18 protein-coding genes are annotated in these 24,824 nt (G+C 52.5%); 11 read left to right on the top strand and 7 right to left on the bottom strand.

The features are described 5' to 3' along the window. The first annotated feature begins 175 nt into the window (after nucleotides 1–175). Nucleotides 176–679 (top strand): cupin domain-containing protein, encoded by a 504-nt coding sequence (locus JJD41_RS03695; protein WP_200664766.1) that lies wholly within the window; start codon nucleotides 176–178, stop codon nucleotides 677–679. 71 nt (nucleotides 680–750) lie between these two features. Here JJD41_RS03695 and JJD41_RS03690 read toward each other — a convergent pair whose 3' ends face one another. Continuing rightward, complete coding sequence (locus JJD41_RS03690) at nucleotides 751–1,443, bottom strand: queuosine precursor transporter (RefSeq protein ID WP_234488497.1); 693 nt, start codon at nucleotides 1,441–1,443, stop codon at nucleotides 751–753. 82 nt (nucleotides 1,444–1,525) lie between these two features. On the opposite strand from JJD41_RS03690, the gene JJD41_RS03685 reads away from it, so the two are divergent. Next, nucleotides 1,526–2,788, top strand: coding sequence for a bifunctional folylpolyglutamate synthase/dihydrofolate synthase (locus tag JJD41_RS03685; protein ID WP_200664764.1), 1,263 nt, complete (start codon nucleotides 1,526–1,528; stop codon nucleotides 2,786–2,788). Between the two features lie 518 nt (nucleotides 2,789–3,306). Here JJD41_RS03685 and JJD41_RS03675 read toward each other — a convergent pair. Next, the gene (locus JJD41_RS03675; protein ID WP_200664762.1) at nucleotides 3,307–4,599 is read right to left on the bottom strand and encodes an ABC transporter substrate-binding protein; all 1,293 of its coding nucleotides are present in this window, start codon (nucleotides 4,597–4,599) and stop codon (nucleotides 3,307–3,309) included. Between the two features lie 78 nt (nucleotides 4,600–4,677). Then, nucleotides 4,678–4,992 carry a hypothetical protein gene (locus tag JJD41_RS03670; RefSeq protein WP_200664761.1) on the bottom strand — a complete coding sequence of 105 codons (315 nt, stop codon included), beginning with the start codon at nucleotides 4,990–4,992 and terminating at the stop codon, nucleotides 4,678–4,680. Between the two features lie 312 nt (nucleotides 4,993–5,304). Here JJD41_RS03670 and pilM point away from each other — a divergent pair, with 312 nt between their 5' ends. The 8 genes from pilM to JJD41_RS25190 all read left to right on the top strand — a co-directional run bounded on the left by pilM (nucleotide 5,305) and on the right by JJD41_RS25190 (nucleotide 14,732). Beyond that, nucleotides 5,305–6,417: a type IV pilus assembly protein PilM gene (gene pilM / locus JJD41_RS03665; RefSeq protein ID WP_168568690.1), complete on the top strand. Its 1,113-nt coding sequence runs from the start codon at nucleotides 5,305–5,307 to the stop codon at nucleotides 6,415–6,417. Between the two features lie 5 nt (nucleotides 6,418–6,422). Next, a complete protein-coding gene (locus JJD41_RS03660) occupies nucleotides 6,423–7,232 on the top strand; it encodes a PilN domain-containing protein (RefSeq protein ID WP_200664760.1) in 810 nt (269 codons plus the stop codon). Between the two features lie 23 nt (nucleotides 7,233–7,255). Then, nucleotides 7,256–8,083 carry a hypothetical protein gene (locus tag JJD41_RS03655; protein WP_200664759.1) on the top strand — a complete coding sequence of 276 codons (828 nt, stop codon included), beginning with the start codon at nucleotides 7,256–7,258 and terminating at the stop codon, nucleotides 8,081–8,083. Between the two features lie 181 nt (nucleotides 8,084–8,264). Then, on the top strand, nucleotides 8,265–10,616 hold the full coding sequence (locus JJD41_RS03650) for an AMIN domain-containing protein (RefSeq protein WP_200664758.1): 2,352 nt from the start codon (nucleotides 8,265–8,267) through the stop codon (nucleotides 10,614–10,616). A gap of 449 nt (nucleotides 10,617–11,065) precedes the next feature. After that, complete coding sequence (locus JJD41_RS03645) at nucleotides 11,066–11,344, top strand: HU family DNA-binding protein (RefSeq protein ID WP_168568686.1); 279 nt, start codon at nucleotides 11,066–11,068, stop codon at nucleotides 11,342–11,344. A gap of 26 nt (nucleotides 11,345–11,370) precedes the next feature. Next, nucleotides 11,371–12,447 carry a threonine-phosphate decarboxylase CobD gene (gene cobD, locus JJD41_RS03640; RefSeq protein ID WP_200664757.1) on the top strand — a complete coding sequence of 359 codons (1,077 nt, stop codon included), beginning with the start codon at nucleotides 11,371–11,373 and terminating at the stop codon, nucleotides 12,445–12,447. Between the two features lie 114 nt (nucleotides 12,448–12,561). Beyond that, nucleotides 12,562–13,269, top strand: coding sequence for a Uma2 family endonuclease (locus tag JJD41_RS03635; protein ID WP_200664756.1), 708 nt, complete (start codon nucleotides 12,562–12,564; stop codon nucleotides 13,267–13,269). 92 nt (nucleotides 13,270–13,361) lie between these two features. Continuing rightward, on the top strand, nucleotides 13,362–14,732 hold the full coding sequence (locus JJD41_RS25190; RefSeq protein ID WP_200664755.1) for an FAD-dependent oxidoreductase: 1,371 nt from the start codon (nucleotides 13,362–13,364) through the stop codon (nucleotides 14,730–14,732). A gap of 120 nt (nucleotides 14,733–14,852) precedes the next feature. Here JJD41_RS25190 and JJD41_RS03625 read toward each other — a convergent pair whose 3' ends face one another. Further along, complete coding sequence (locus JJD41_RS03625) at nucleotides 14,853–15,611, bottom strand: SDR family NAD(P)-dependent oxidoreductase (protein ID WP_200664754.1); 759 nt, start codon at nucleotides 15,609–15,611, stop codon at nucleotides 14,853–14,855. A gap of 140 nt (nucleotides 15,612–15,751) precedes the next feature. Next, nucleotides 15,752–17,086 carry a hemolysin family protein gene (locus JJD41_RS03620; protein WP_200664753.1) on the bottom strand — a complete coding sequence of 445 codons (1,335 nt, stop codon included), beginning with the start codon at nucleotides 17,084–17,086 and terminating at the stop codon, nucleotides 15,752–15,754. 170 nt (nucleotides 17,087–17,256) lie between these two features. Between JJD41_RS03620 and mfd the strand changes: the two genes are divergently transcribed. Continuing rightward, nucleotides 17,257–20,763 carry a transcription-repair coupling factor gene (mfd, locus tag JJD41_RS03615; protein ID WP_200664752.1) on the top strand — a complete coding sequence of 1,169 codons (3,507 nt, stop codon included), beginning with the start codon at nucleotides 17,257–17,259 and terminating at the stop codon, nucleotides 20,761–20,763. A 152-nt stretch (nucleotides 20,764–20,915) separates the two neighbouring features. Here the strand turns inward: mfd and JJD41_RS03610 are convergent, their stop codons facing one another. Continuing rightward, nucleotides 20,916–23,603 carry a CHAT domain-containing protein gene (locus tag JJD41_RS03610; RefSeq protein ID WP_200664751.1) on the bottom strand — a complete coding sequence of 896 codons (2,688 nt, stop codon included), beginning with the start codon at nucleotides 23,601–23,603 and terminating at the stop codon, nucleotides 20,916–20,918. 385 nt (nucleotides 23,604–23,988) lie between these two features. Then, nucleotides 23,989–24,627: a YqiA/YcfP family alpha/beta fold hydrolase gene (locus tag JJD41_RS03605; protein WP_200664750.1), complete on the bottom strand. Its 639-nt coding sequence runs from the start codon at nucleotides 24,625–24,627 to the stop codon at nucleotides 23,989–23,991. Between the last annotated feature and the right edge of the window lie 197 nt (nucleotides 24,628–24,824).

Genomic DNA, 24,824 nt, shown 5'->3' with positions numbered 1-24,824 from the left:
GGTCGAGGCTGGACTGTCGATTTTAGCCTTTAGATTTTAGAGGTTAAGATAGGTAAAAGACAAGGGACTGGCGGCGATCGCCCGGAATGGGAAAATTCAAGTCTTTTTACTTCGAGTCCTCGATCGGCGATCGTCCGACTTTTCCCGGTCATTTTTGAAGTTTAAACTCATCTCCATGGAAGAATCGAAACCTTTTTTAATTCGCCATCGCGATCTCGAACAATCTGCCGAAGTTTCCTTTAGCCATCCCCTCAATCCTAACTCTGAACTTTACCTCCATTCTCTCAGTGATTTAGTCGGATTGCAGCGCCTGATTGTCCGCTTAGGTCGCATTCCTCCCGGTAAAGAATCCTTTATTTATCACGCCCACCATCACGAAGAAGAATTTATTTATATCCTCTCCGGACGAGGAATGGCCGAAGTAGACGATCGCGAATTTGAAGTCGAACCCGGCGACTTTCTCGGATTTCCTACGCCCTCCGTCGCCCACCACCTCCGCAATCCTTTCGATACTGATTTAATTTATTTAATGGGTGGGGAAAGAAAAGCGATAGAAATTGGCGAATATCCCCGTTTAAATAAGCGCGTCGTCCGCGATGGCAACGATGCCGCCTATATCATCGACATCGATAAAACCGAGCCATTTTTCCGACAAGCGCCGCCAGAAGAAATGCCGTAATGGCGATCGCGGTAATGGTTAGAGAAAGTATGGCTTAAAAGATCCCCTTTGTGCTGTCGATGGCGATCGCCTTACGAATCTTCCCCCAATTTAAACGGATTGACCGCCAAATCGCGATCGTAAACATCGAGTTGCTCTCGATCTTTGAGAAAAGCAACAACCCAATACGTCAAGGGAGTGGCTAAGATTTCGTAAATGGATTTAAACAACCATTGAACGACAATCGCCTCTCCCATCCCCGGGAAAGGAATCGTCCCCAAAAAGGCGATCGTCACAAAAACCACAGAATCCAATCCTTGACCGACTAAAGTAGACCCAATCGTTCGCATCCACAAGTAGCGTCCCCCAGTGATGACTTTCAGTTTCGCTAAAACAATCGCATTGGTAAATTCCCCAATTAAATAAGCTAAAAAAGAAGCCAATAACAAACGGGGTGTATAACCTAAAATACGATTGTAAGCCTCTTGTCCGTCCCAAAAAGAAGCCCCCGGTAACTGTTGAGCGATCGCGATCGCCGCTACCGCCAATAAATTGCAAAAAAATCCCAACCAAATCACCCGTTTGGTGGCGCGATAACCGTAAACTTCAGTTAAAACATCCCCACAAATATAACTGACGGGAAAAATCACGATCGCCGCCGTCACGACAAAGCCGAACACCTCAATTAATTTAACCGCAATAATATTAGACGTAATCAAACAGGTGATAAAAAGGGCGACGATAGTAATAAACCAAATCGAATAAGTCTTTTTACGATCGGACATAAGCATTTTAAGATAGAGTAAAGAGTTTGAGGAGGTGCGATCGCCGAGTCAAGTTAATCGATTGAGGATTGAATATTATCGCATGAGTGCCGAAATTGATTCGATTTTGAAACAATTTGAACGCTTCGGGGTCAATCTCGGATTAGACCGGATTCGCCGCTTACTGAACGATTTAGGCAACCCACAACAACAAGTACCCCTCATTCACGTGGCGGGAACCAACGGGAAAGGATCGGTTTGTGCGTATTTATCGGCGATCCTCAAAGCGGCGGGTTATCGCGTCGGTCGGTATACTTCACCGCACTTAATCGACTGGACGGAACGCATTTGTATCGACGATCGCCCGATTTCCGAACCGAAATTAACCGAAGTGTTATATCAAGTAAGAGATGCGATCGCCCCCGACGCCGAAACCCCCACCCAATTTGAAGTGATTACCGCCGCCGCTTGGTTGCACTTTGCCCGGGAACGGGTCGATGTCGCCGTGATGGAAGTCGGACTCGGCGGACGCTTGGACGCGACCAACGCGATCGATCGCCCTCTAGTCAGTGTCATTACATCGATCGGTTGGGAACACTGGCAGCGTCTCGGGCCGACCTTGGCCGATATTGCCGGAGAAAAAGCGGGTATCCTCAAAGGGGACTGTCCGGCGGTAGTGGGGAAGTTGCCCCCGGAAGCGATCGCCGTCGTCCGAGCCAAGATCGCCGAACTCGGCTGTCCGGCAGTGTTTCCAGCCCCTGCCGTTCCCGTCGCCGACCCGCCGGACGATCGCCCGTGGGTTCGAGCCGAGGGCATTCAATACCCCTTACCCCTGCTCGGTGACGTGCAGTTGCAAAACTCCGCCTTGGCGATCGCCGCGATCCGGGTATTGCGCGATCGCGGCTGGAACATCGACGATCGCGCGATCGTCGAAGGCATGAGTCTCGCACAATGGCCGGGACGATTGCAGTATTTCATGTTTCATAACACTAAAATTTTAATAGATGGCGCTCACAATACCGATGCGGCCAAGGTATTGCGCCGTTATGCCGACGGTTTGGACTTCACCGAAAACCGGATAACTTGGGTGATGGGAATGCTTTCGACGAAAGACCGCGAGGGCATTTTCAAAACCTTATTGCGATCGGGGAATCGTTTATATCTCGTTCCCGTCCCAGACCACAGCAGCGCCATCCCCGAGGAGTTAGCAGAATTAGCCGCCAAAATTTGCCCGGATTTAGCCGAAATTCGCTGTTTCCCCGAGGTCATCCCCGCCTTAGAAGCGGCGATCGTCCGAGAAGAGAGTTTGACAATTTTATGCGGTTCTCTCTATTTATTGGGTTATTTTCTAGGCAAAATGCGTTGAGAAACAGGTTGCCAAATCCTGTCAGGACACGGTAATGCCGTGTCCTGACAACCCCTGAATTTTAAAATCTAACCTGCTCGATGTGACGTTCTCCCGACGCTGACCTATGCGCTTCGCGCAGGCTTCGCCAAGGGTACAGCGCGGGCTTCCCACCTCACGGACAGAAGTCCATCTGCCCCGGCGTCTTGGGAAGTTCCTGTTTCATCCGGTCTGGTCTAGGCAACGCCCCCGACCGAACCCGTCCACAGGCATTTTGTTTGACATCCACGACCCGTCCAGCCGCAGATTGGGAGGATTTCGTTTTGAGGGTGCATTTCCTATCCGCCGCACTGTTCGCCAGCCGAATTGTATGGCTGTACGTTGGTGTCGGGACAGAAAGCCGCCGCTAGTCTTGGCCATCAAGGGCATTGCTGCCGTGCCAGTTCAAGTTTACCAGATTGGCGACTCCGTTCCACTCCATCGCCTCGGCTTTCATCCCGACAGCTTCGCGTAGAGTGCGGGGCTTCCCGCCGATTAAGCTAAAATCCCCGACTGTTCCATTGTTCCGCAGCATCCGCGATCGCGCGATCGATGGTTTTCTCGTCCAACATCGCCGCTTGCAAATTATCGTAAATAATCTTTTGCAATTGCTGAACCCCTTCAATGGCGGGGATTAACGACTCGGCGTCGGCGAGTTCGGCGGCGCTGATGATGCGCGCGCGATCGAGGGCCGAGGCATTTTCCGACAGGTCTTGAAAGTAAGGATCGGCTAAAGAAGCCGTCGTCGAAGGCAGGACGTTCGCCGCTTTGGCAAAAGCAAGCTGATTTTCGGGATTGGTGACGAATAAGGCAAACTTGAGAGCGTCGTCCGGGCGATCGCTATCCTGGGGAATGACTAAATTCATCACCGCCGCCGCTTTTTTACCCGTTTTCCCGGTAATTTGGGGCGCGGCTGCCGAAACGCGGGCAATCTCGGGAGCATTTTGTTCGATCGTTTGGAAAAATTGCGGACCGGAACCGAGTAAGGCGATTTCTCCAGCTTGGTAGAGTTGGACTGCTTGGCGGTGTCCTTGGGTTAAGACTTCCCGAGGTAATAACCCGGCTTTGAACAAATCGACCCAATATTGAAAAGCCGCTTTGCCTTCGGGAGTATCGAAGGCGGCGTTACCGTCGTCATCAACCAGGGTGACCCCCATTTGCACCATCGATTCGAGGACTTCCCCAGAGTCGCCGGGAACGAAGGTGACGAAAAAGGCATATTTTCCCGTTTTTTCGCGGATTTGGCGGGCGACGTCGGCGAGTTCGGCGTAAGTGGTCGGGGGTTGGGTGATTTCCGCTTGTTGGAACAGGTCGCTATTGTAGATCGTGATGCGAGTGGTGACGTACCAGGGAATACCGAAACTGCGATCTCCAAGGGTGCTAGCTTTCCAGATATTGGGTAAATATTGCTGACGATCCTCTGGCGAGAGCTTAGAATCGAGATCTAACCAAGCGTTGCGACCTGCAAGGAGGGTAGCAAAATTCGGGTTGAGATTGACCACATCCGGGGCGGTTTTGGCGGAAACGGCAGCTAAAATTTTGCTTTCCATCGCCGACCAAGGAACGTCAACCCAACGCACTTGCAGATCCGGGTTTTCCGCTTCAAACGTGGCGATCGCCCGGTCGAAGTAGTCGGTAAACTGGGGCTGAAGTTGCATCGTCCAGAATTCGACTTGAGGGCGATCCGAAGCGGAATCGGACGGGGAATCGGACCCGGGGGTACAGGCAGCGATCGCCCAACTGAGCAGCATTCCCAACAGTGCAAACGTTGCGAACCTTTTCCAGGTTTTCATGGTCGGTCTCGTTCCTCGGACAACTGGTTTTTGCCACAATACAATCCGCCTGACGCGCGCGATCGCGGCGGACTGTTGTCAGTTTAGCCTTAAGCGCGGCGATCGCCCCTCGGCGGGAGACAAGACGATCGTTTTTGTTTTTGCTACCCTAGCGAACAATTCCAGATCGCGGTTGGAAACAGCCCTCGACAGGCGATCGTCCGACCGCCCAACTTCCAGATCGACCCAGAGAATGCTCCGCGCGATGGCGATCGTCACCGCCGTGGGCATAATCGTATTGATAGCGTCGGTCGTCTCCGCCCCCCGGGCGATCGCCGTCGGCTCATCCGTCCTTGATTTGCGAATACAACCGTCAGCCCCGCGCACGTTCGGTGACGGGGCTTCATGCCTCACCTTCAGTTAACCGATCGGCCTCAGTCTGGACTGACTCCGTTTTTAAGGTCATGACACCTACGAATGCTTGCAAGTTTGTAGCTGTGTCGCTAACGATTCAACAACTTTACGAGGGGTAAGGTCGTATCGTTAGCCGAACAAGCCTCAAAAAGATTGGCGAGGAACAGATTACCCCGACAGGGAGTTTTGGAGATCGCGATCCCCATCACCAGGGCAACCCTACCCCTCCTCACCGATCGGATCGAGCCGCGCTCAATCGGTTTTCCTCCCTGCTCTCAAGAGACAGGGCTTCCAACCATCCAGGAGATTTACGTGATTCAAGCCTTAAAACGTCTTTTTTCAAAAGGGTCTAGTGGCATCGGCGTGGAAATCGCCCCCGAACGGATTAATATCGTGCAACTGCGCCCCTCCGGACCGGGATATAAATTGGAAGTTTACGCCACTGCCGAAGTCCCGGAAGGGGTGATTCAAGAAGGGTTAATTGCCGACCCTCCGGAACTGGCATTGCTCTTGCACGATACCCTCGCCGAACACAATATCAAGCCGAAAAGTGTCGCGACAGCCATCCCCGCCAGAGAAGGAACGATCCGAATTTTACCCGTTCCTAAAGACTTGTTAGAAAACGCGGAAGAAATGCGCGAATACATGAACCAAGAAGCGGGATTGTATTTGCCTTTCCCGAGAGAAGAAGCGGATGTAGACTATCAACCTCTGGGGGAATTTACCGACGAAGACGGCATCGATAAAGTCCAAGTGCTGCTCGTCGCCACCCGCAAAGAAGTCACCGACACTTATTTGAATACGTTTCAGGAAGCGGGTTTAAAAATCGACGTTCTCGACTTGACCAGTTTCGCCCTGCTACGAACAATTCGCAACCAACTGCTACAGTTAGCTCCAGAAGAAGCCGTCGTCATTGCCGACTTACAATTTGACAGCACGGAAATCGCGATCGTCGTCGATGGTATCCCCCAATTTTCCCGCACGATTACGATCGGGATGTACCAAGTGCAGACCGCCTTATCTCAAGCGATGAACCTGCCGCCGTCGCGCAATACGGACATGCTCCAAGGCATGAACATTCCCGCCAACCCGTCAGAAATTTCCGGCTCGGGTAAAATGGGGGGAAATAACCCCGGAACCCAGGCCATGATTAAAATTCTGTCGGAGTTGGCCGACGAACTGCGGCGGTCGATCGATTTTTATGTCAATCAGAGTGACGGACTGGAAGTCTCGCAACTCATGCTCGCCGGACCGGGTGCCGCGATCGGTGGGATTGACGAATTTTTCAATCAACGATTGAGTTTGCTCACCACGGTCATCGATCCGGTAGAGAATCTCGCTTTACAAGTCGATGAAGAACAATTACCCCTATTGCAGCGCCCGGGATTGGGAGTCGTGCTGGGGTTAGCCATGCGGGAGACCTAAAGACCATGTACAGTCTAGATATTAATTTTCTCAACGATCGCCCCGGGTTCAGGCAAGAACCCAAAGCCCCTCGGGGGGGTGCGCCCTCCACCGGGAAAGACCGCACGATCCAACTGATCGGACTGGGAGCCGGGGTGGCTTCTATTGCTTTAGTCTTGGGATTTTGGGCGTTTATCGAAGGCGATAACAGTCGCTTGCGCCAAGAAGAAGCCCAACTCCAAAGCGAACTCGACGGTTTGGGCAAAGGGGTTCAAGAACTCGAAGCCATTAACGCCGAAATTCAACAAATTCAGACTCAAGTTACATTTTTTGCCAATATTTTTAATACCTCGCTCAAGCCACTTTCGGCCTTGTTGCAAGAATTGCGCGAACAAGTTCCCGTCGGGGTTCAAGTGAGTAAAATGGAGCATAGCCTCGACAAAGCCGAAGGGGAGGAGATTCAAAGCGATTCGCCCTGGAGTATTGTCAGACAAGAAGTGACGATTTCCGGGTTGTCGCGCTCCTTTGATGAGGTCAACGACTTCGTGCTGACCCTGAAAAGCTCGCCGTTTTTTGTAGACGAACAGACCGAGCTGGTAGTCGCCGAATTGGTTGACAATCCCACGGCGGTCGAATGCGATAAAAAGTTTGAAGATACGGACGTGACTTGTCCTCCGGACGGGTTTCAACTGCCCAAAGTCGTGCAGTATACGATTACCGCGCGGGTGAGCAATGCACCAGCCGCTACCATGTTGGCCGAACTCCAACGTAATGGAGCCGACGGTCTGACCACTCGGATTAAAACACTTGAAGGATTGGGGGTACTCGAACGATGACATTCAGTGACGAGTTTATACCGATGGAAGAGCCGCAAGAGGCTCCCCCTCCTCCGGGTAGTATTGTGTTTGCTGGGGTGGTGTTAACGCCCAAAATTCAAGGGATTGCTTTTGGGGTACTCGGTGCCGCTTTGGCTGGGGTTTTGGTGTGGAAGTTGTTGCTGCCCGCACTCAGCCAAAATCAAGAGCTGAAAGCTTCGATCGACAGTAAAACGGGAGAGATCGAAGCGACGAAAGAGCGGGTGAAACGGTTGGAAGCTGCCCGCAATAATTTGGAAGAGGTCAAACAGCGTAAAGAAAACGTATTGGCGTTATTTTCGCAGCAAGGCGGTTTAGAAACGTTGTTGCTCGATATCAACGCGATCGTCAAGCCGAAGCAAGGGGCGAAATTAGAGTTATTTAAACCTCAAGAAAAACTGGATAATGCTTGGATTTTTGAGGCGGGAGCTGCCGGAGGGAACCAAGCTGCTGCCAATCAATCTTCGGGGGGAGCAGAGGGCGACAACGCAGCCGCCGCACCGACGGCAGCTTCGTTAAGTCTGTCTCAGGCGATCGAAGGGACTAGCCGCGAGTTGAAAATGCAAGGGAATTTCGAGCAGACCCGCGAAACGCTCAGAGATATCGAACGGCTGCAACAATTGATCGCGATCGACCAATTCACCTCCGAATTGACTCCCGAAAGTCAGAAGATTTTTGTCGATCCGAGCGGCCAAATTACGGGACAAGAAACGCCCAAACTGAATACGTCGTTTAAGTTATTGGCGATCGTACCGAAATCTCAAGAAGAGTTGCAAAAACTGGCCGCTCCGCCGCCTCCAAAAGAGGAAGGGGAAGGCGAACAAAATCAGTAAAGGGGTTTGGTTTTCTCGAAAGGCGATCGCCGTCGGTGAAGGGAATGTTGCGAAAAACAAAAATTGCCTCATCATTGATTGACAATTGCGGGCGATCGCTTCAGACTAGCGACTAAACCGTTATCGTTTTCATGGTTTGAAATTTCATTAGCGTTTAGCAGATCGAAGGGAGGAGGGAACGGTGAGACAGGAATTAGCACTCGGTTATCTTTTTGGAGCCAGTGCGATCGCGGTCGCGATCGCACAGCCCGCCTGGGCGCAACCCACGCAAGTGACCGGAGTGCGCTTGAATCCAAGTGGCGGCGGCGTCGAAGTCATTCTTGAGGGGAGTGGCGGCGATCGTCCCCAAGTCTTTACAGTCAATCGCGGTAACGATGTCGTCGCCGATATCGTCAACGCCCAGCTCAGCTTACCCGGCGGTCAGAGCTTCCGGGAAAACAACCCCGCCCCCGGAATTACATCCGTCGTCGTTACCCCCCTCGACGCCAATAGCATCCGCGTCGTCGTCACCGGGAGCAATAGTCCCCCCCAAGTGACCATCGACCAAGCCAACTCCGGCGGCATTCTACTCGGCTACACCACAGGCGGCAACACCGCAGCCGTTCCCAGCACCACCACACCCCCACCCCCTCCCTCGACGGCTCAACGACAGCCGGACGTGATGGTTCCCAATCCAGACGTCACCATCGACGGCTTACCCGCAGCCAATAACGGCAGAGTCAGCCAGCAACAACCGCCCCCGTTTTTACCCCGCGCCGTCGCCCCTCCCGTCGGTGACATCGCCATTTCTAATGTTATTCCCGGCGTAGAAGCCATCAGTCTCGGTACGGGGGAACGGATCGATCGCCTCGTCTTGCGCGACGCCCCCGTTAGAGACGTCCTGGCCCTGCTCGCCAGAGCCGCCGGACTCAACCTTGCTTACGTTCCCGGTTACGATACCAGCGAAGCTCCAGGCGCTCCGAGAACCTCGGTCACTCGTGATTTTGGTGAACTCAGCGAACAAAGTACGGAAGCGGTAGAAATCGGTGCGCGCACGATTTCCCTCGACATCCAAGACGAAAGCATTAACGACGTCTTTAACTACATTCTGCGCTTGGCAGAACTCGAATCTAACCGAGTTGGTTCGACCATCTTTGTCGGTCCGCGCCTCCCCGATAGCGCCCGCAACGTCGTTACCCGCACCCTCAGACTCAATCAACTCGAACTTTTGCCCACTTTGAACTTCTTAGTGTCTCAAGGGGCAGAACGCAATGAAGTCAGTACGACCACCCAAATCGTTACCACTGGGGAAGGAGCGACGGCTCAGCAATTCACGAACACCACAACCGGAGTTGAATTGCTCGCAGCAGATACCCTTGAAGACCCTTATGTTGGATATGCAGCTTTACCCTTGAAAGGGGTTTTGATTTCTGGTGACGAGCGCACGAACTCGATCACGATCGTCGGGCCGCCGAGCAAGGTGCAATTAGCGACGGCGATGCTGAGTCAACTCGACATCCGTCAGCGACAGGTGGCCGTCAATGTCAAAGTGATTGACGTCAACCTCAGCAATAGTGACGAATTTAATACCAGTTTCTCGTTCGGAATTAACGACACTTTTTTTGTCAACGATGGTGGAGCGGCAGCCGTTAACTTTGGCGGCTATAACCCCCCAAGTCGAGCCTCGGCGACCCAAGGTTTGATCGTTCCTCCCGTAATTAATAATCCCATCCAAGGAGACGTTCAATTCGATCGCGAAAACACGATTAATGTCCCTCTGACTGCTCCAGGATCGGGCGGGCTCTTCTTGCGGCCTTTGCCTCCAGTGAGTAACAATCCCTTGCGGGTTCGTGTCTCGGACTACGAAGTTTTTACAGTGGATAACGATGGCAATATCGAAGTCGGTAGCGCTGAATTTAGTTTACCTGGGTTGTTTAAATATCCCCAGCGTTTCTTAGCTACTCTACAAGCGCAGATTCTCAGTCGGAATGCCAAGATCTTGACCGATCCGACCCTCGTGGTTCAAGAAGGTCAACAAGCCAGCGTCGCACTCACCCAACAAGTTGTCGAAAGTATTGAAGTTGTCTTTACTGACACCAATGCTGGAACTCGCGAAACCCGAAATGCTCAATTTGCAGATGTCGGACTCACTCTAGATGTGGCCGTCGAACGGATTGATGATAATGGCTTCGTGTCACTCCGGTTAAATCCAACGGTCAGTTCTCCTATCGGACAACAAGATACGGGAGGTGGAGGGTTTGTCACTCTCGTTCAAACCCGAAGTCTTGACTCAGGTACGATTCGCTTGCGCGACGGTCAAACTTTGATTGTTTCGGGGATTATTCAAGACCAAGACCGGACGACGGTGAGTAAAGTCCCGATTTTGGGTGATTTACCTTTAATTGGCTCTTTATTCCGCAGTACCAATAAAACTAACGAACGGGCGGAAGTGATCGTCTTGCTGACGCCTCAGATTCTCGACGATTCGGATATGGCGAACTACGGATATGGCTACAGTCCCGGTCCGGAGGCCCGACAACTGATGAATCGATAAGACGATCGCCCCTCATTCACGAGTTGGGATAAGTTCTAGCCGAATTTCTCGGCGTTTCGACGGATTTTCCCAGCCCGGGCATGTTAAACTAACCCATAAGTCAAACCCCTGCTATCCATATAGCAGGGGTTTTTCAGTAAAGATAAGGATTGCGCTAATTTTTGTGTTGCTACATTGAGCATGACAAAAACCCGATCGCCAACCGGGCGATCGCCCCCGGCGGCCCGAGTCTTTACAAAAAAAAATGCCCAAATCCATATAAATTAAAGGTTTCATCGATCCATATTGGGCTAGCAGACATTAGAATAATGCAGTGAAAAGTTGAGTCTGTGGGAGTTTCAGCCATTTATTCGGCAAAATCCCCCAAAATCTCTAGGCGATCGCCGATCTCGAATGAGAGCGGCGCTGTTGTCTAACACTTTTCCGAACAAAAGTCAAGGAGTATTGGCATGAATAAAGGTGAATTAGTTGATGCCGTTGCCGACAAGGCGAGTGTCACGAAAAAACAAGCCGATGCCGTGTTGACGGCAGCCTTAGAAACGATCATCGATGCGGTTTCCTCCGGCGACAAAGTAACCTTAGTCGGTTTTGGTTCCTTTGAATCGCGCGAGCGGAAAGCGCGTGAAGGTCGCAATCCGAAAACGGGAGACAAAATGGAAATCCCGGCGACAAGGGTTCCCGCGTTCTCCGCAGGCAAGCTGTTCAAAGAACGGGTGGCCCCTAAGTAAGGGCGACCTAAACGGTTTGTCGATCCTTGAAACGACCTGCACACGGGGGAAACTTAGCCTGGGCAGCAGCACTGGCGGGCTGTCCCCCTTCCTCTATTCTGGATTTTTCAGCGAGTATTAATCCGTTGGGTCCGCCCCCATCGGCGATCGCCGCCATCCAAAGCCAGTTAAGTACGATCGCGGCGTATCCCAATCCAGACTATCGGGAGTTGCGCGAGGCGATCGGTGCCTTTCACGACCTCGATCCGGACTGGATTTTGCCGGGAAATGGAGCCGCCGAGTTGCTGACCTGGGCCGCTCGGGACTTGTCTACCCTGGCGGCGACGGTTTTACTCACCCCCGCCTTTGGAGACTATCGCCGATCGCTCGACGCCGTAGGGGCGCAGGTCGTGACCGTTCCCTTGTCCGTCGTGGACGAACAATGGACAATCGCCCGCAAGCTCACCGAACATCCGGCGATCTCTGCCCAAAACATGGGGTTATTATTGAACAATCCCCACAACCCCACCGGGCGCTTATTTTCCCAAACCGATATCCTCCCCTATCTCGACTCCTTCGCCTTAGTCGTCGTAGACGAAGCGTTTATGGACTTTCTGACCCCAGAACGCCAACAAAGCGCGATCGAATTGATTAAAACTCATCCCAACTTGGCGATCGTGCGATCGCTGACCAAATTTTACAGCCTTCCCGGTTTGCGCTTGGGCTACTGCATCGCCCACCCCGATCGCCTGCAACGCTGGCAGCAGTGGCGCGACCCCTGGCCCGTCAATAGTTTAGCCGCCGCCAGCGCTCGCGCCGTGTTGAGCGATCGCCCCTTCCAAACCCAAACCTTCACCTGGTTAGCACGGGCCCGCCAAACCCTATTCGACGGATTGACGGCGATTCGCACAGTGCACCCCTACCCCAGCGCCGCCAATTTTCTCTTAGTTCGCTGCGATCGCTCCGCGTGCGAAGTACAAGAGCAACTCCTCAAACACGAGCGTATTTTAATCCGCGATTGCCTCAGTTTTCCCGAATTAGGCGATCTCTATTTTCGCATTGCCGTTCGTTCCGAATCCGACAATCAAAAACTGTTGCGAGGCTTAACAAAAATCATCGAATAAACGGGCAATTTCTCAAAGACGCAAGCCTCGTTCAAAACATAAAAACAGACAAAACCAAGCAACGCTCTATTCCTTTTAGATAGAATCAAAAAGACGCACTGGCTGGAATAACTGATGACAAGTCAGACCGATCGCAACCCCGTCATTTCCGATAAAACCGCGACTGATTATTCCGCCGAGTGGGAATTCATCAAAGCCGATCTCGAACAGATCGAAATTGAGGACGATTGCCCAGTGGATAATTTAGTCAGCGAGAAACAGCAGCGCCTACTCGTCGCCAGTCTCTACAGCGATCTGCGCGATCGCCAACCCTTTCTCGCGGCGGCCAATGTCGGGTTATTTTATGGCAAGTCAATTCCCCCGTTAGTTCCCGATGTTTTGCTCAGTTTTGGGATTGCGATTCCCGAAGATTGGAGCGAAAAAGAAAATCGCTCGTATTTCACCTGGAATTTTGGCAAACTCCCGGAAGTGGCGATCGAAATTGTCTCGAATGCAGTCGGGAATGAGTTAGGGAATAAATTGAATCTGTACGAATCTGCAGGAGTTGGTTATTACGTAGTGTTCGACCCGTTACAGTTCCTCACTCAAGAGAAATTACAGGTCTTCGCACGGGGAGCCACTCACTACCATAAATTACAAGAGCCGTGGTTGGCTGAAATTGACCTCGGTTTGCGTCTTTGGGAGGGAGAATTTGAAGGAAAATTAGAAACTTGGTTGCGCTGGTGTCGCCGGGATGGAACGATCCTGCGAACCGGGGACGAACGCGCCGATCGCCTAGCGCAGAAGTTGCGAGAACTGGGGATCGATCCCGATACCCTTTGACGGGGTTTGAGACCCTCTGAAATCGGTATTGCAACCCCTTATTTTACTAATTATGAGTTTTAAATGCTCCTCAAATTAAACATTACTGTATCGTGAATCTCGACTACGATTTAGTTATTATTGGTGGAACCCCTGCAGCCATTGCGGCAGCTGTCACCGCCGTTCGATATAAAGGGCGGATCGGCTTGGTGATTCCCGAGACCCCCCGGCAGCATTTTTATCCAGGATTGTTCCCAGATAGCCTGCTAGGCGGCGATCGCGGCAATTTGAGCGATCGCCTCGACTGGTCCGCCCTCGTCTCCGAGGCGATCGTCGCCACCCCGTCCCTCGAAATTCTCGCCACCTTGGGGGTTGACATCATTTTCGGCAACGGACAGTTCCTTCCGCGACCCAAACTCGCCTTTGAAGTCGGACGGCGGCGCTTGATTTCGCGAACCTATTTACTCGCCGTCGCCTCCAAATCGTACATTCCCCCCATTCCCGGATTGGTCAAAACCGAATATCTGAGTGCAGCAACGATCGCCCGTCTGCGAGAGAGTCCCCTCCCAAAGAAAATCGCCATTGTCGGCGGCGATCGCGAAGGCTTAGAAATCGCGCAAGTTTTATGCAAAATAGGGATCGAGATCGCCCTGCTGACTCCCGAACCCGCCCTCTTGGCGGAAGAAGATCCCGAAGCGGCCCAACTGATTGAAGCCGAGTTAGAAGCCGCAGGCATTCAAGTGCTGACAGACACCCACATTCGCGAAATTACGCAAAGTAGAGAGGGGATCGTCCTACAGGCTGAGGGAGATCGCGCGATCGCCGCCGATCTCCTCCTGCTCACCTGTGGCGTCGAACCGGATTTCGACGGCTTGAACCTCGATCGCGTCGGCGTGGAATTCGCCGATCGAGAGTTGCTAGTTAATCGCAAATTTCAAACTAGTAACCCGCGAGTTTATGCGATAAATAGTAGCTATAGAGGGTATCGAGAAGCTCATCGCGCCGAAGTTGAGGCGAAGATTGCCGTTAAAAATGCCTTATTTTTACCGATCTTTAAAATCGGCGATCGCCCGATTCCCCGGGTCTTATTTACCCAACCCCAACTCGCGACCGTCGGTTTGACCCAACCCCAAGCAAGAGCCCAATACGGAAACGACCTAGAAATCTTGCGAGACTATTATAAAGATATTCCCGGCGGCAAGCTGCGAGACGAACCGACAGGCTTATGTAAAATCTTGGTGACAAGGAATGGTCGGATTGTCGGCGCACATTTAGTTGGGAGTCAAGCCAGCGAATTGATTCATCCTTTTGTGTTAGCGATGCAAAAGGGATTGAAGGTCGAGGCGATCGCCTCCCTACCCTATATATGGCCGAGTTTATCGCGAATTGAAGGTCAAACCGCGCAACAGTGGAAACAAAAACGGCGCGATCGTCAGTCTTTATGGCAAACTTTATTAGAAACTTGGTTTAATTGGCGCAGGTGAAGGGATTTTAGATTTTAGATTTTAGAGACTGTTTATAACGAAAATATATAAAAATCTTGTAGGGGTTTGGTTACCAAACCCCTCCAGGGTACTTATTCATCCCCCGATTCCAGATTAAAATTACCACGGTAAACGAGTTCCATCCCAGGAAAAGAATTCACCACTATCCTGTTCTTCTAAAGTTTCCATCACCTCCCACAGTTGGGAAACAGTTCGCTCAATTGAGAATAACTTTTCCGGAGGAACATTACGCTGGAACGGTCGAGACAATCGGGTGTTTGTCGTTCCCGGATGCAGCATGACCACGATCGCCCGAGACCGCTTGCGACGGTATTCGATCGCCGCCGTTCGTAACAACATATTTAACGCCGCTTTCGAGGCGCGATATCCATACCAACCGCCGAGATTGTTGTCGCCAATACTGCCAATTTTAGCGGAAATGGTCGCGAAGATACTGCGATCGTCATGTTGAAACAATGGAAGTAAATGTTTCGCCAATAAAATCGCGCCGATACTGTTAACGTGGAAGTAGCGAATGAGTCGATCGGAGTCAATTTGGCGCAAACTTTTTTCCGGTTGCAAGTCGCCTTCGTGTAAAACTCCGACGCAGTTAATGACGAAGTGTAGATAGGGCGTGGATTGCTGGATTTGGGCGATCGCCCTTTCAACTTGCGATTCGTCAGTAATATCCATTGACAAACAGGTCAATTTGTGGGGAAATTGGCGGGATAAGTCGAATAAGCGATCCGCCGAGGGGCGATCGCGATAAGTGGCAAAAATCGTAGAAATTTCGGGAGTTTCGAGGCATTTGTACAGGAACCCCAAGCCAATTCCCTGACTGGCGCCGACAATTAAAGCACTGCGATTGAGATGATTCATTCAAAATCAGAAGAGATACACGGGAGAGTCAATCGATAAGATTCGAGGAAAATCTCGCGTTTTCGATGGCGTAAAAAGCGGCAAAAAATACGATCGTTCAAGTTCGGATCAAGTTCGGTTCAAGTTCGGCTCAAGCTGATTTAAGTTGAAATTTCTAGATCTGTAGATTTCTCCTCTTTGGAGATCGGAATCACCAAAACCTTATCGACTCGATTGCCATCCATATCCATCACTTCAAAACGAAGCGTTCCCCAATCAAAATGATCGGCGGTAATCGGAATGCGTCCCAGGTGAGTAATAATAAAACCGCCTAAAGTATGGTAATTGCCGCGATGTTCGCCGGGGAGTTCTTGGAGGTCGAACAGTTCGCGAAACTTCTCGACAGAAAGCATTCCGTCTAACAACCAGGAACCGTCCTCGCGGCGGGTAATTTGCGGGTCGCGCGGTTCGTCTACGGAGGGTAAATCGCCGACGATCGCCTCTAAAATATCGTTGAGGGTGACCAAGCCTTGAATCACTCCATATTCATCCACTGTAAGGGCGATGTGAGTGCCGGATTGTTTGAATAATTCCAATACTTTTAAAGCGCGGGTACTTTCGGGAACGTAAAGGGGTTGGCGCAAACAGGCGGTTAAATCGATCGGCTGTCCGTTGAGACTTAAAGATAATAAATCGGTGACTTGAACGACCCCTAAAACATTGTCGAGAACGCTCTGACAGACTGGAAAACGAGTGTGGGTACTGGCGGTCATTTTGTGGCGGTTTTCTTCGGCAGAATCTTCTAAATTGAGCCAGACGATATCCGGTCGCGGGGTCATCAATTGGCGGACGCGGCGATCGTCCAAACGCAAGACTCGTTCGACCATGGCTTGTTCTTCTTGCTCGAAGGTTCCCGCTTCCGTCCCCTGTTCGAGCAGTAATTTAATCTCTTCTTCGGTGACGAGGGGTTCCTCGGACGCTTCGAGTCCCAGGAGGCGAATGGTCAATTCGGTGGAAGAACTGAGCAAGTGGATAATCGGCGCGCCGATGGTGGCGAGCATCCGCATGGGAGAGGCGACCAGGGTGGCGATTTTTTCGGGATAGGTCAGTCCGAGTCGTTTGGGGACGAGTTCGCCAAAAATCAGGGAGAGATAGGCGATGCTGACGACGACGAGTAAGAGGGAAAGCGGACCACTGTAAGGGGCGATTAAAGGAATTTGGGTGAGGGATGTGTTGAGTTTTTCGGCGAGGGTGGCGCCCCCAAAGGCCCCGGCGAGGATACCGATTAAGGTAATGCCAACTTGAACGGTGGAGAGAAAGCGGTTGGGGGAGTTGGCGAGGTCTAAGGCGGTGCGGGCTTTTTTATTGCCTTGATTGGCCCATTGCTGGAGGCGGGCTTTGCGGGCCGAGACAATGGCAATCTCGGACATGGCGAAGACTCCATTCCCGAGAATGAGGATCAGAATAACAAAAATTTCCAAGGTGATAGAGGACATATCTGAGATTGCCTGGGGCTGATGGCGTAATTAGCCTATCGTCTTTGTATCCTAATATTCAAAGGAACGCTTCTCGTCATCGCATCTGGATGAATTTATCGATCGCTTTGTTGGCGAGGGCTTCGCCTCTAAAATAAGGGGTCAGACAGATTGAGGCAACCGGATAAGTCATGGCGTTTTCTTCGATTCTTCGCACCCTCGGGCGATCGCCCCTAGCGACGGAACTGCTCGCCAAATTGGAGCAACAACGCTGCATCCAGCTCGACGGGATCGGACGTTTCCCGAAAGGGTTGATTGCATCGACCCTGGCGCAAGAGGGGGGTAGACCCCTCGTGGTGGTGACGGCGACTTTAGAAGAAGCCAGTCGCTGGGCCGCCCAGTTGGAGGCGATGGGGTGGCAAACGGTGCATTTTTACCCGACTTCCGAGGCGTCGCCTTACGAACCGTTCGACCCGGAATCGGAGACGACCTGGGGACAGTTGCAAGTGTTGGCGGATTTGTTGGCGCTGGGGGATCTCGACGGGGACGATCGCCCGTCGATGGCGATCGTGGTGACCCAGAGGGCGCTACAACCGCATTTACCCCCGGTGGAGCGGTTCGCGCCGTACTGCTGGACGCTGACCCCGGGAACGACGTGCGAGGGGAAGGCGATCGACGAAAAACTGGTGCGTTTGGGTTACGATCGCGTCCCCTTGGTCGAAATGGAGGGTCAGTGGAGTCGGCGCGGCGATATTGTCGATATTTTCCCGGTGTCGGCGGAATTACCCGTGCGCCTGGACTGGTTCGGCGACGACCTCGAACAGATGCGCGAATTCGACCCGTCCACTCAACGATCGCTCGACAAGATCGATCGCCTGGTGCTTACCCCCACGAGCTTTCGTCCGGCGATCGAAGCGGGACTGACCGACGCCGGACTCGCGCCGATCGCCCCTGTAGAACTCGCCGACGAGAATCGCTTTGGCGAGGGGGCGCGGGGGATCGGGCGGTTGCTGGGGTTGGCGTTCGATCGCCCCGCCTCGATCCTCGACTACCTGGCGCCGGATACCTTAGTGGCGATCGACGAACCGCAACAATGCCAGGCCCACGGCGATCGCTGGTTTCAAATCGTCGAAGATCACTATCAAATTGCCCAAAATCACGACATTCCCGGCTATCCGCCCCTGGCGCGCTTCCACGAGGCGATCGCCGACACCTTCGAGCAGACCGAAGCCTTCGATCGCCTCTACTTGAGCGAACTCGCCGAGGCCCGACCCGCCCATCCGGACGTCCAAAAACCCTACAATCTCGACAGCCGCCCGGTTCCGGTGATGCCGCACCAATTCGGGAAAATGGCCGCAGCAATCCGCCAACAGCGCGATCGCCGCTTCGGCATCTTTATCGTATCCGCCCAGCCGTCGCGATCGGTCTCCCTGCTGCAAGAACACGACTGTCCCGCCCAATTCGTCGCCAACCCGCGCGATTACCGCACGATCGATCGCCTGCAAATCGAGCATACTCCGATCGCCCTGCGTTACAAAGGACTCGCCGAAATCGAAGGATTCGTCCTCGACGCCTTTCGGATTGCCCTGTTCGGCGATCGTGAATTCTACGGTCAACATCTGCTCGCCACCCCCAGCTACATCCGCAAACGGCGACGCGCCAAATCCACCCAAGTCGATCCCAACAAACTCCGTCCCGGCGATTACGTCGTCCACCGCCACCACGGAATCGGCAGATTTATCAAACTCGAAAAACTCGAAAATCGAGAATATCTCGCCGTCAAATATGCCGACGGCTTACTCAAAGTCCGCGTCGATCAACTCGATTCCTTGAGCCGTTTTCGTCAAACCGGACGGGGTAGACCCCAACTCAACAAACTCCAAAATAATAAAGCCTGGGAGAAAACGAAAAATAAAGTCCGCAAAGCCATTAAAAAATTGGCCGTGGACCTGCTCGACCTCTACGCCAAACGCTCCAAACAGCAAGGCTTTCTCTATCCGCCCGATATGCCTTGGCAACAAGAATTAGAGGACTCTTTCCCCTACCAACCGACTCCCGACCAGCTCAAAGCCACCCAAGATGTCAAACGGGACATGGAAGGCGATCGCCCCATGGACCGCCTCGTCTGCGGCGACGTCGGCTTTGGCAAAACCGAAGTCGCCATCCGCGCCATCTTTAAAGCCGTCACCGCCGGAAAACAAGTGGCCCTGCTCGCCCCCACGACCATTCTCACCCAACAGCACTATCACACCCTCAAAGAGCGATTCGCCCCCTACCCGATCCAAGTCGGTCTGCTCAACCGTTTCCGGACTGCTCAAGAACGGCGCGACATCCACCAGCGCCTCGCGACCGGGGAACTCGATGTCGTCGTCGGAACTCACTCGATCTTGGGCAAAACGGTTAAATTCCGAGACTTAGGACTGCTGGTGGTAGACGAAGAACAGCGTTTCGGGGTCAATCAGAAGGAAAAAATTAAGAGTTATAAAACTCAGGTAGACGTGCTGACCTTGAGCGCCACCCCGATTCCGAGGACGTTATACATGGCGATGTCCGGCATTCGCGAAATGAGTTTAATTACGACGCCGCCACCGTCTCGCCGCCCGATTCAAACCCATTTAGCCCCTTACGACGAGGAAACCGTGCGGACGGCGATCCGCCAAGAACTCGATCGCGGCGGACAGGTGTTTTACGTGGTGCCGCGCATTGAAGGGATCGACGAGTTGGCGGCGTCGTTACAACAAACGATCCCCAGCGCCCGGATCGCGATCGCCCACGGTCAGATGGCGGCGTCGCAACTCGAATCGATCGTACTCGCGTTTAGTTCTGGGGAAGCGGATATCTTGGTCTGTACCACGATTATCGAGTCCGGCTTGGATATTCCTCGGGTGAATACGATTTTGATCGAGGACGCCCATCGTTTCGGCTTGTCGCAATTGTATCAACTGCGCGGTCGCGTCGGTCGCGCCGGAATTCAAGCCCACGCCTGGATGTTTTATCCCAAGGATAAAGTGTTGAGTGACGACGCGCGCAAGCGACTGCGGGCGATTCAGGAGTTCAGCCAATTGGGTTCGGGCTATCAATTGGCGATGCGGGATATGGAAATACGCGGCGTCGGTAATTTGTTGGGGGCGGAACAGTCCGGTCAAATGGACGCGATCGGATTCGATTTGTATATGGAAATGCTGCAAGAAGCGATCCGAGAAATTCGCGGTCAAGAAATTCCCCAAGTGGAAGAAACCCAGGTCGATTTACCAATTACGGCGTTTATTCCCACCGATTACATTACCGATTTAGATCAGAAGATGGTCGCTTATCGTCAAATTGCCTCGGCCAGTTCGCGCAAGGAGTTAACTCAAATTGCGGCGGATTGGAGCGATCGCTACGGCCCGCTTCCCAATCCGGTCAAACAGTTAATGCAAATTGTCGAACTCAAGCAAATTGCTAAACCTTTGGGCTTCTCGCGCATTAAACCGGAAGGTCAAAATATTATTTTGGAAACGCCGATGGAGGAACCCGCCTGGAATGTACTCAAGGCAAATTTAAGCCCCAGCCTTCAAGAAAAGTTTGTTTACAGTAAAGGCAGAGTCAGCGCCCGGGGTCTGTCGTTCATGCGCCGCGAACAACAATTGGAATATCTGATCGATATTTTGAGCAAAATGCAAGGGGCTTTACCGGAAACGGCGATCGCCGCCAGTTAACTGTCCCTAGATTCTCCCTAGTAGGGGGGATTTTCCCTCAGATTTGCCGTGGTACGGGCGTTGCCAAAATTGGAGATCAATTCAACAAGAAACCGCGAGAGTCAACGGCGATCGTCGCGCCGATTGTATCATTGCTCGGCGCGAGAGCGGCATTACAACCAATTGCCGACTAGAACAAATGCCGACCAAAAATAAGGGGTCGAAAACTCCTCGCTTTGCAATAACGCTTGCTGCGCGCCTCGCAGCGCTTGCGCTTTACTCTGAGGGCGATCGCTCAATTGGCGATAAAATTCCGTCATCAGTTGTGCCGTCGCCCGATCGCTCACATACCATAAAGAGGCGATCGTGCTGCGAGCCCCCGCACGGACCGCGACTCCGGCGAGTCCCAACGCCGCGCGTTTGTCTCCGGCGGCGGTTTGACAGGCGCTCAACACCAGCAATTCGATCGGTTCGGCCCCTTGGGCGTTGCGCCGTAACAACGTATCGAATTCGCGAACGTCGATGCGATCGTCCCAAGTGAGAATGAAAGTTTGGTCGGCATCGGAGCTAAATTGTCCGTGACTGGCAATATGGACGACGGGAAATGACGATCGATCGAGGGTCGTTTTGAAATTCGCTTCGGTAAATGAGGGATTGAGTAGGCGTTTGGTCGGCAATTTGTTGGCGATGCGATCGAGTTCGCTTTCGACGCCGGGAAGTTCGACAAACCCCTGACGGGCTTCGCTAATTCCGGCGGTGAGAACGCTGAGAGTTTGACTCTGCAAGGGTTTCGGTTCGAGCAGTTGCAACCCCGGCGTGAGGGCGATCGCGTATTTTTCAATCAAATATCCTTCGCCGTCGTAAAGCGCACTCATGGGAAGGTTGCGAAAACCGCCATCGAGGACGAAAACGAGGGTTTCGATCGCATTCCTTTCCAGATCCACCGCCGCCGGACCGACGATCCAATCGTAAATTTGTTGGGAGATCTGTTGGAAGCGATCGATCGCGCTGCGCCGTCGCGGATCGGTGAGATACAACCGCATGGCTTCGATTTCGGCTTCGACCGTGGGGCGATCGACCTCGGCAGTGTAATGTTTTAAAGGCTTTCCGGGTATGGAAACGATCGTTTCGAGGCGATCGCTCAAAATGATTGTATAAATCGCGGCGGCTTTCTCGTCTACGCGATCGATCTGGACGGGTTGGGTGTCCAAACAGGCATCTTGGAAAAAGTTATCGAGTTCTGCTAATTGCAAGGATTCTACAACTTCGCGCGCCTGAATCAAATCGGCTTGGCTGACTTGACGATCGCGCCGCAGCAGCAAAGCAGCGAATTCTCGATAAATCGGTTCCACACTTTCCTGAAACGAGAACTGCGCCTCGTCCCCGATCGCCACCAGGTCGCTGCGTAAAGCTTGCAAGGTTTTCACCGCTTCGCCGTAATGGGCGATCGCCGCATCCAGATCTCCGGTGTGGCTTTCGAGTCGTCCCAACTGCCATAAAAACTGATAGGCGATATCCGGGGCGGTATAACTCGGGGCGAACTGTAGTGCTTCCAGACTAAATTTAATCGCTCGATCCCACTCCTGTCGGGCTTCGTAAAGCTTGCCCAACGTTCCCAACACATACGCTTGGGCGCGCGCGTTCCCCAGTCGGCGAGCGCGATCGATCGCCCCTTGCAAAATCCGTTCGGCGCGATCGAAGTTTTCCCGCGATCGCTCGGCAGAACGATCGGGACTCTCTTGACTTCCTTGGATTTTTGTCGCCAGTTGAATTAAACTTTTAGCAAAATTAATTTCAGCGTAAATCCCCTGTTGCGTTAAAGGAACAATGCCGATTTTACTTTCCAACTCCCGCGCTAAATCAGTTGCTTCGCTCTCCGATTTGAGGGCGATCGTTAAACTCAGTTGATTGAGTCGCGCTTGGAGTTGCGAAAATTCGGACGTTGCCCATTGTGCCGATCGCGCGTAACTAGCAAATGCCGCTTCTTTGTCATCTAGAAAACGCTGAGTATTCCCCAAACTTAAATAGGCGTTCGCTTGTAAGGCGCGATCGTCGATCTGTGCGCTCAGTTCGGCAGTTTTTGATAAAATTGTCGCCGAATCGGTTAAATTGCCCGTCAGCCGAAATAAGTTTCCTAACCCGATCGCCCCCCGCAGTTTGAGGGCGCTCAGTTCTCGATCGTCCCACAAATGATTGACAAACTGCTCGAATTGAGAATCGGAAAGCTCGCAGTCCCGATCCTCTATTTCTAAAGCCGTTAAAAAGGCATTGCAGGCGCGCGGATAGAGTCCTAAATCTTGTAAAGTTTCTGCCCGATTGAGCTGATTATTTAATAAGCGATTTTTTTGACCGGATAACTCGTAAAGTTTTGCCGCTTCTTGCCAACTGGCGATCGCATTTTCTAACTCTCCCATCCCTCGGTATAATTCACCGCGAATGTCCGCCGCTTGCGCCCAAACGCGATCGCGATCGCCGCTTTTTTCCGTCGTTTCCAACAGGCTAAAACTGCGCGCGATCGCCGTCCTCGCGTCTTCCCAACGTCCTAATTGGCGATCGCTCAACGCCAAATTACTCCACGCCATCGCCGCATTGAGGCGATCGCCCCCTTCCTCAAATTCTCGGGCGAGTTGTTGCCACAATTGTGCTGCCGTCCCGTAGTCGCCCAAACGATACGCCTCCCGGGCGCGATCGACGATCGCTCGCGCATCCGTTTGGACTTGGGCGATCGATCGCGGTTGTCCGTGGGGCTGTTGCGCAGTTGCGATCGGCACGGTTATTCCTAATAATATTCCCAATAAAAAGAATAAAACGAACGCACCGAGCGATCGCCGCCCCCATTGTCCCCATCTTTTTCTTTTCATCGATTCCGATTCTCGCAAGATTTATCGATTTTCAGATCGTACTTCTCGAATTCGTGAGCTACCCAATCGGTTCGTCGATTGCCGTGGAAATAGGAATCACAGCTTGAATCAGCGAATTAACAGCATCCGATCTAAACAAATTTCACCACTCAGGAAGAGTATTAATAGCTCATTAGAAATACCTACTAAGCGTTTTGCTTGTTTAGGATACTTTTGTAAATATTCCCGAGTAGGGGCGATCCGCGAATTGCCTCTACTCGTCGATCGGCTATCAATACAGTTTATCTTTCTTAGAAGATCGTATCAGAAAGATTCTGGAAAGGTCGATGGCTCGGACGATCGCCTCGGCTATTTTTTTCTCTTTCGTGACCCATTGTAGATCGCCCTAAATCTGGCAAAAATTGCGAATTTCGTGCCAAATTTCCGGGAGGACGTTCGCGAGGCTGTGGTCGCTGTCGAGTTCGACTAAGTTCGCCCAGGGGCGATCGCGGACAAACGCCCGGGATGCTTGAATCGGAATCACTTCGTCCTGTCGTCCGTGTAAAATCAGGGTCGGGCGCGATCGTCCGAGGCATTCGTCGCGATATTGTTGCAAGTCTTTTACAAAATTGTAGTGAAGCGGAACTTCTCGCCCTTCGCCGTAGTGGTAGACATCCAAATAGCCCCGGGCTTCCCAATCGTGCAGGGCAGCCGGATCGAGGGTGGGGAGCCAAAAATAGAGAAAGTGCAAGGCGGGGGCAAGGATAACGAGGCGATCGACTTGAGTGGACTGTTGCGCCAACCACAAGGCGGTTAAACCACCAAAGCTCGAACCGATGAGGGTGACCGGACTCGGGGGCGGCGGAAATAGGCGGCTGACCCGTTCTAATTGGCGGGTGAAAGTGAGATGGGTGAAGTTCCCGAAGTTGAGGTCGGGAACCTGCAAGGTGAGGTGCCGTTCGGCAAAGCGATCGCCCAACTGGCGGGCTTTATTCGATTGGGGACTGGAGGCGAAACCGTGTAAGTAGAAATAGGTGGATTCCATTATACTTGCAAGGAATATCGATGGGGGCGATCGCCTCCACTCGGCATTAGGTAATATTCTACTTTACCGATCGGCTTTTTCGCTTTTAAAATGCATATACAGCAATTCTCGCTGTCATGAGGTACAAGAGGCAAAGATCCCCCCAACCCCCCCTAAATCCCCCTAAATCCCCCTTAATAAGGGGGATTTAGGGGGAT

This window comes from Oxynema mangrovii CENA135, from assembly GCF_016632315.1.
GTDB lineage: Bacteria > Cyanobacteriota > Cyanobacteriia > Cyanobacteriales > Laspinemataceae > Oxynema > Oxynema aestuarii.
Note: the sequence above shows the minus strand (reverse complement) of the source record. Positions and strands in the feature narration are given on the sequence as shown.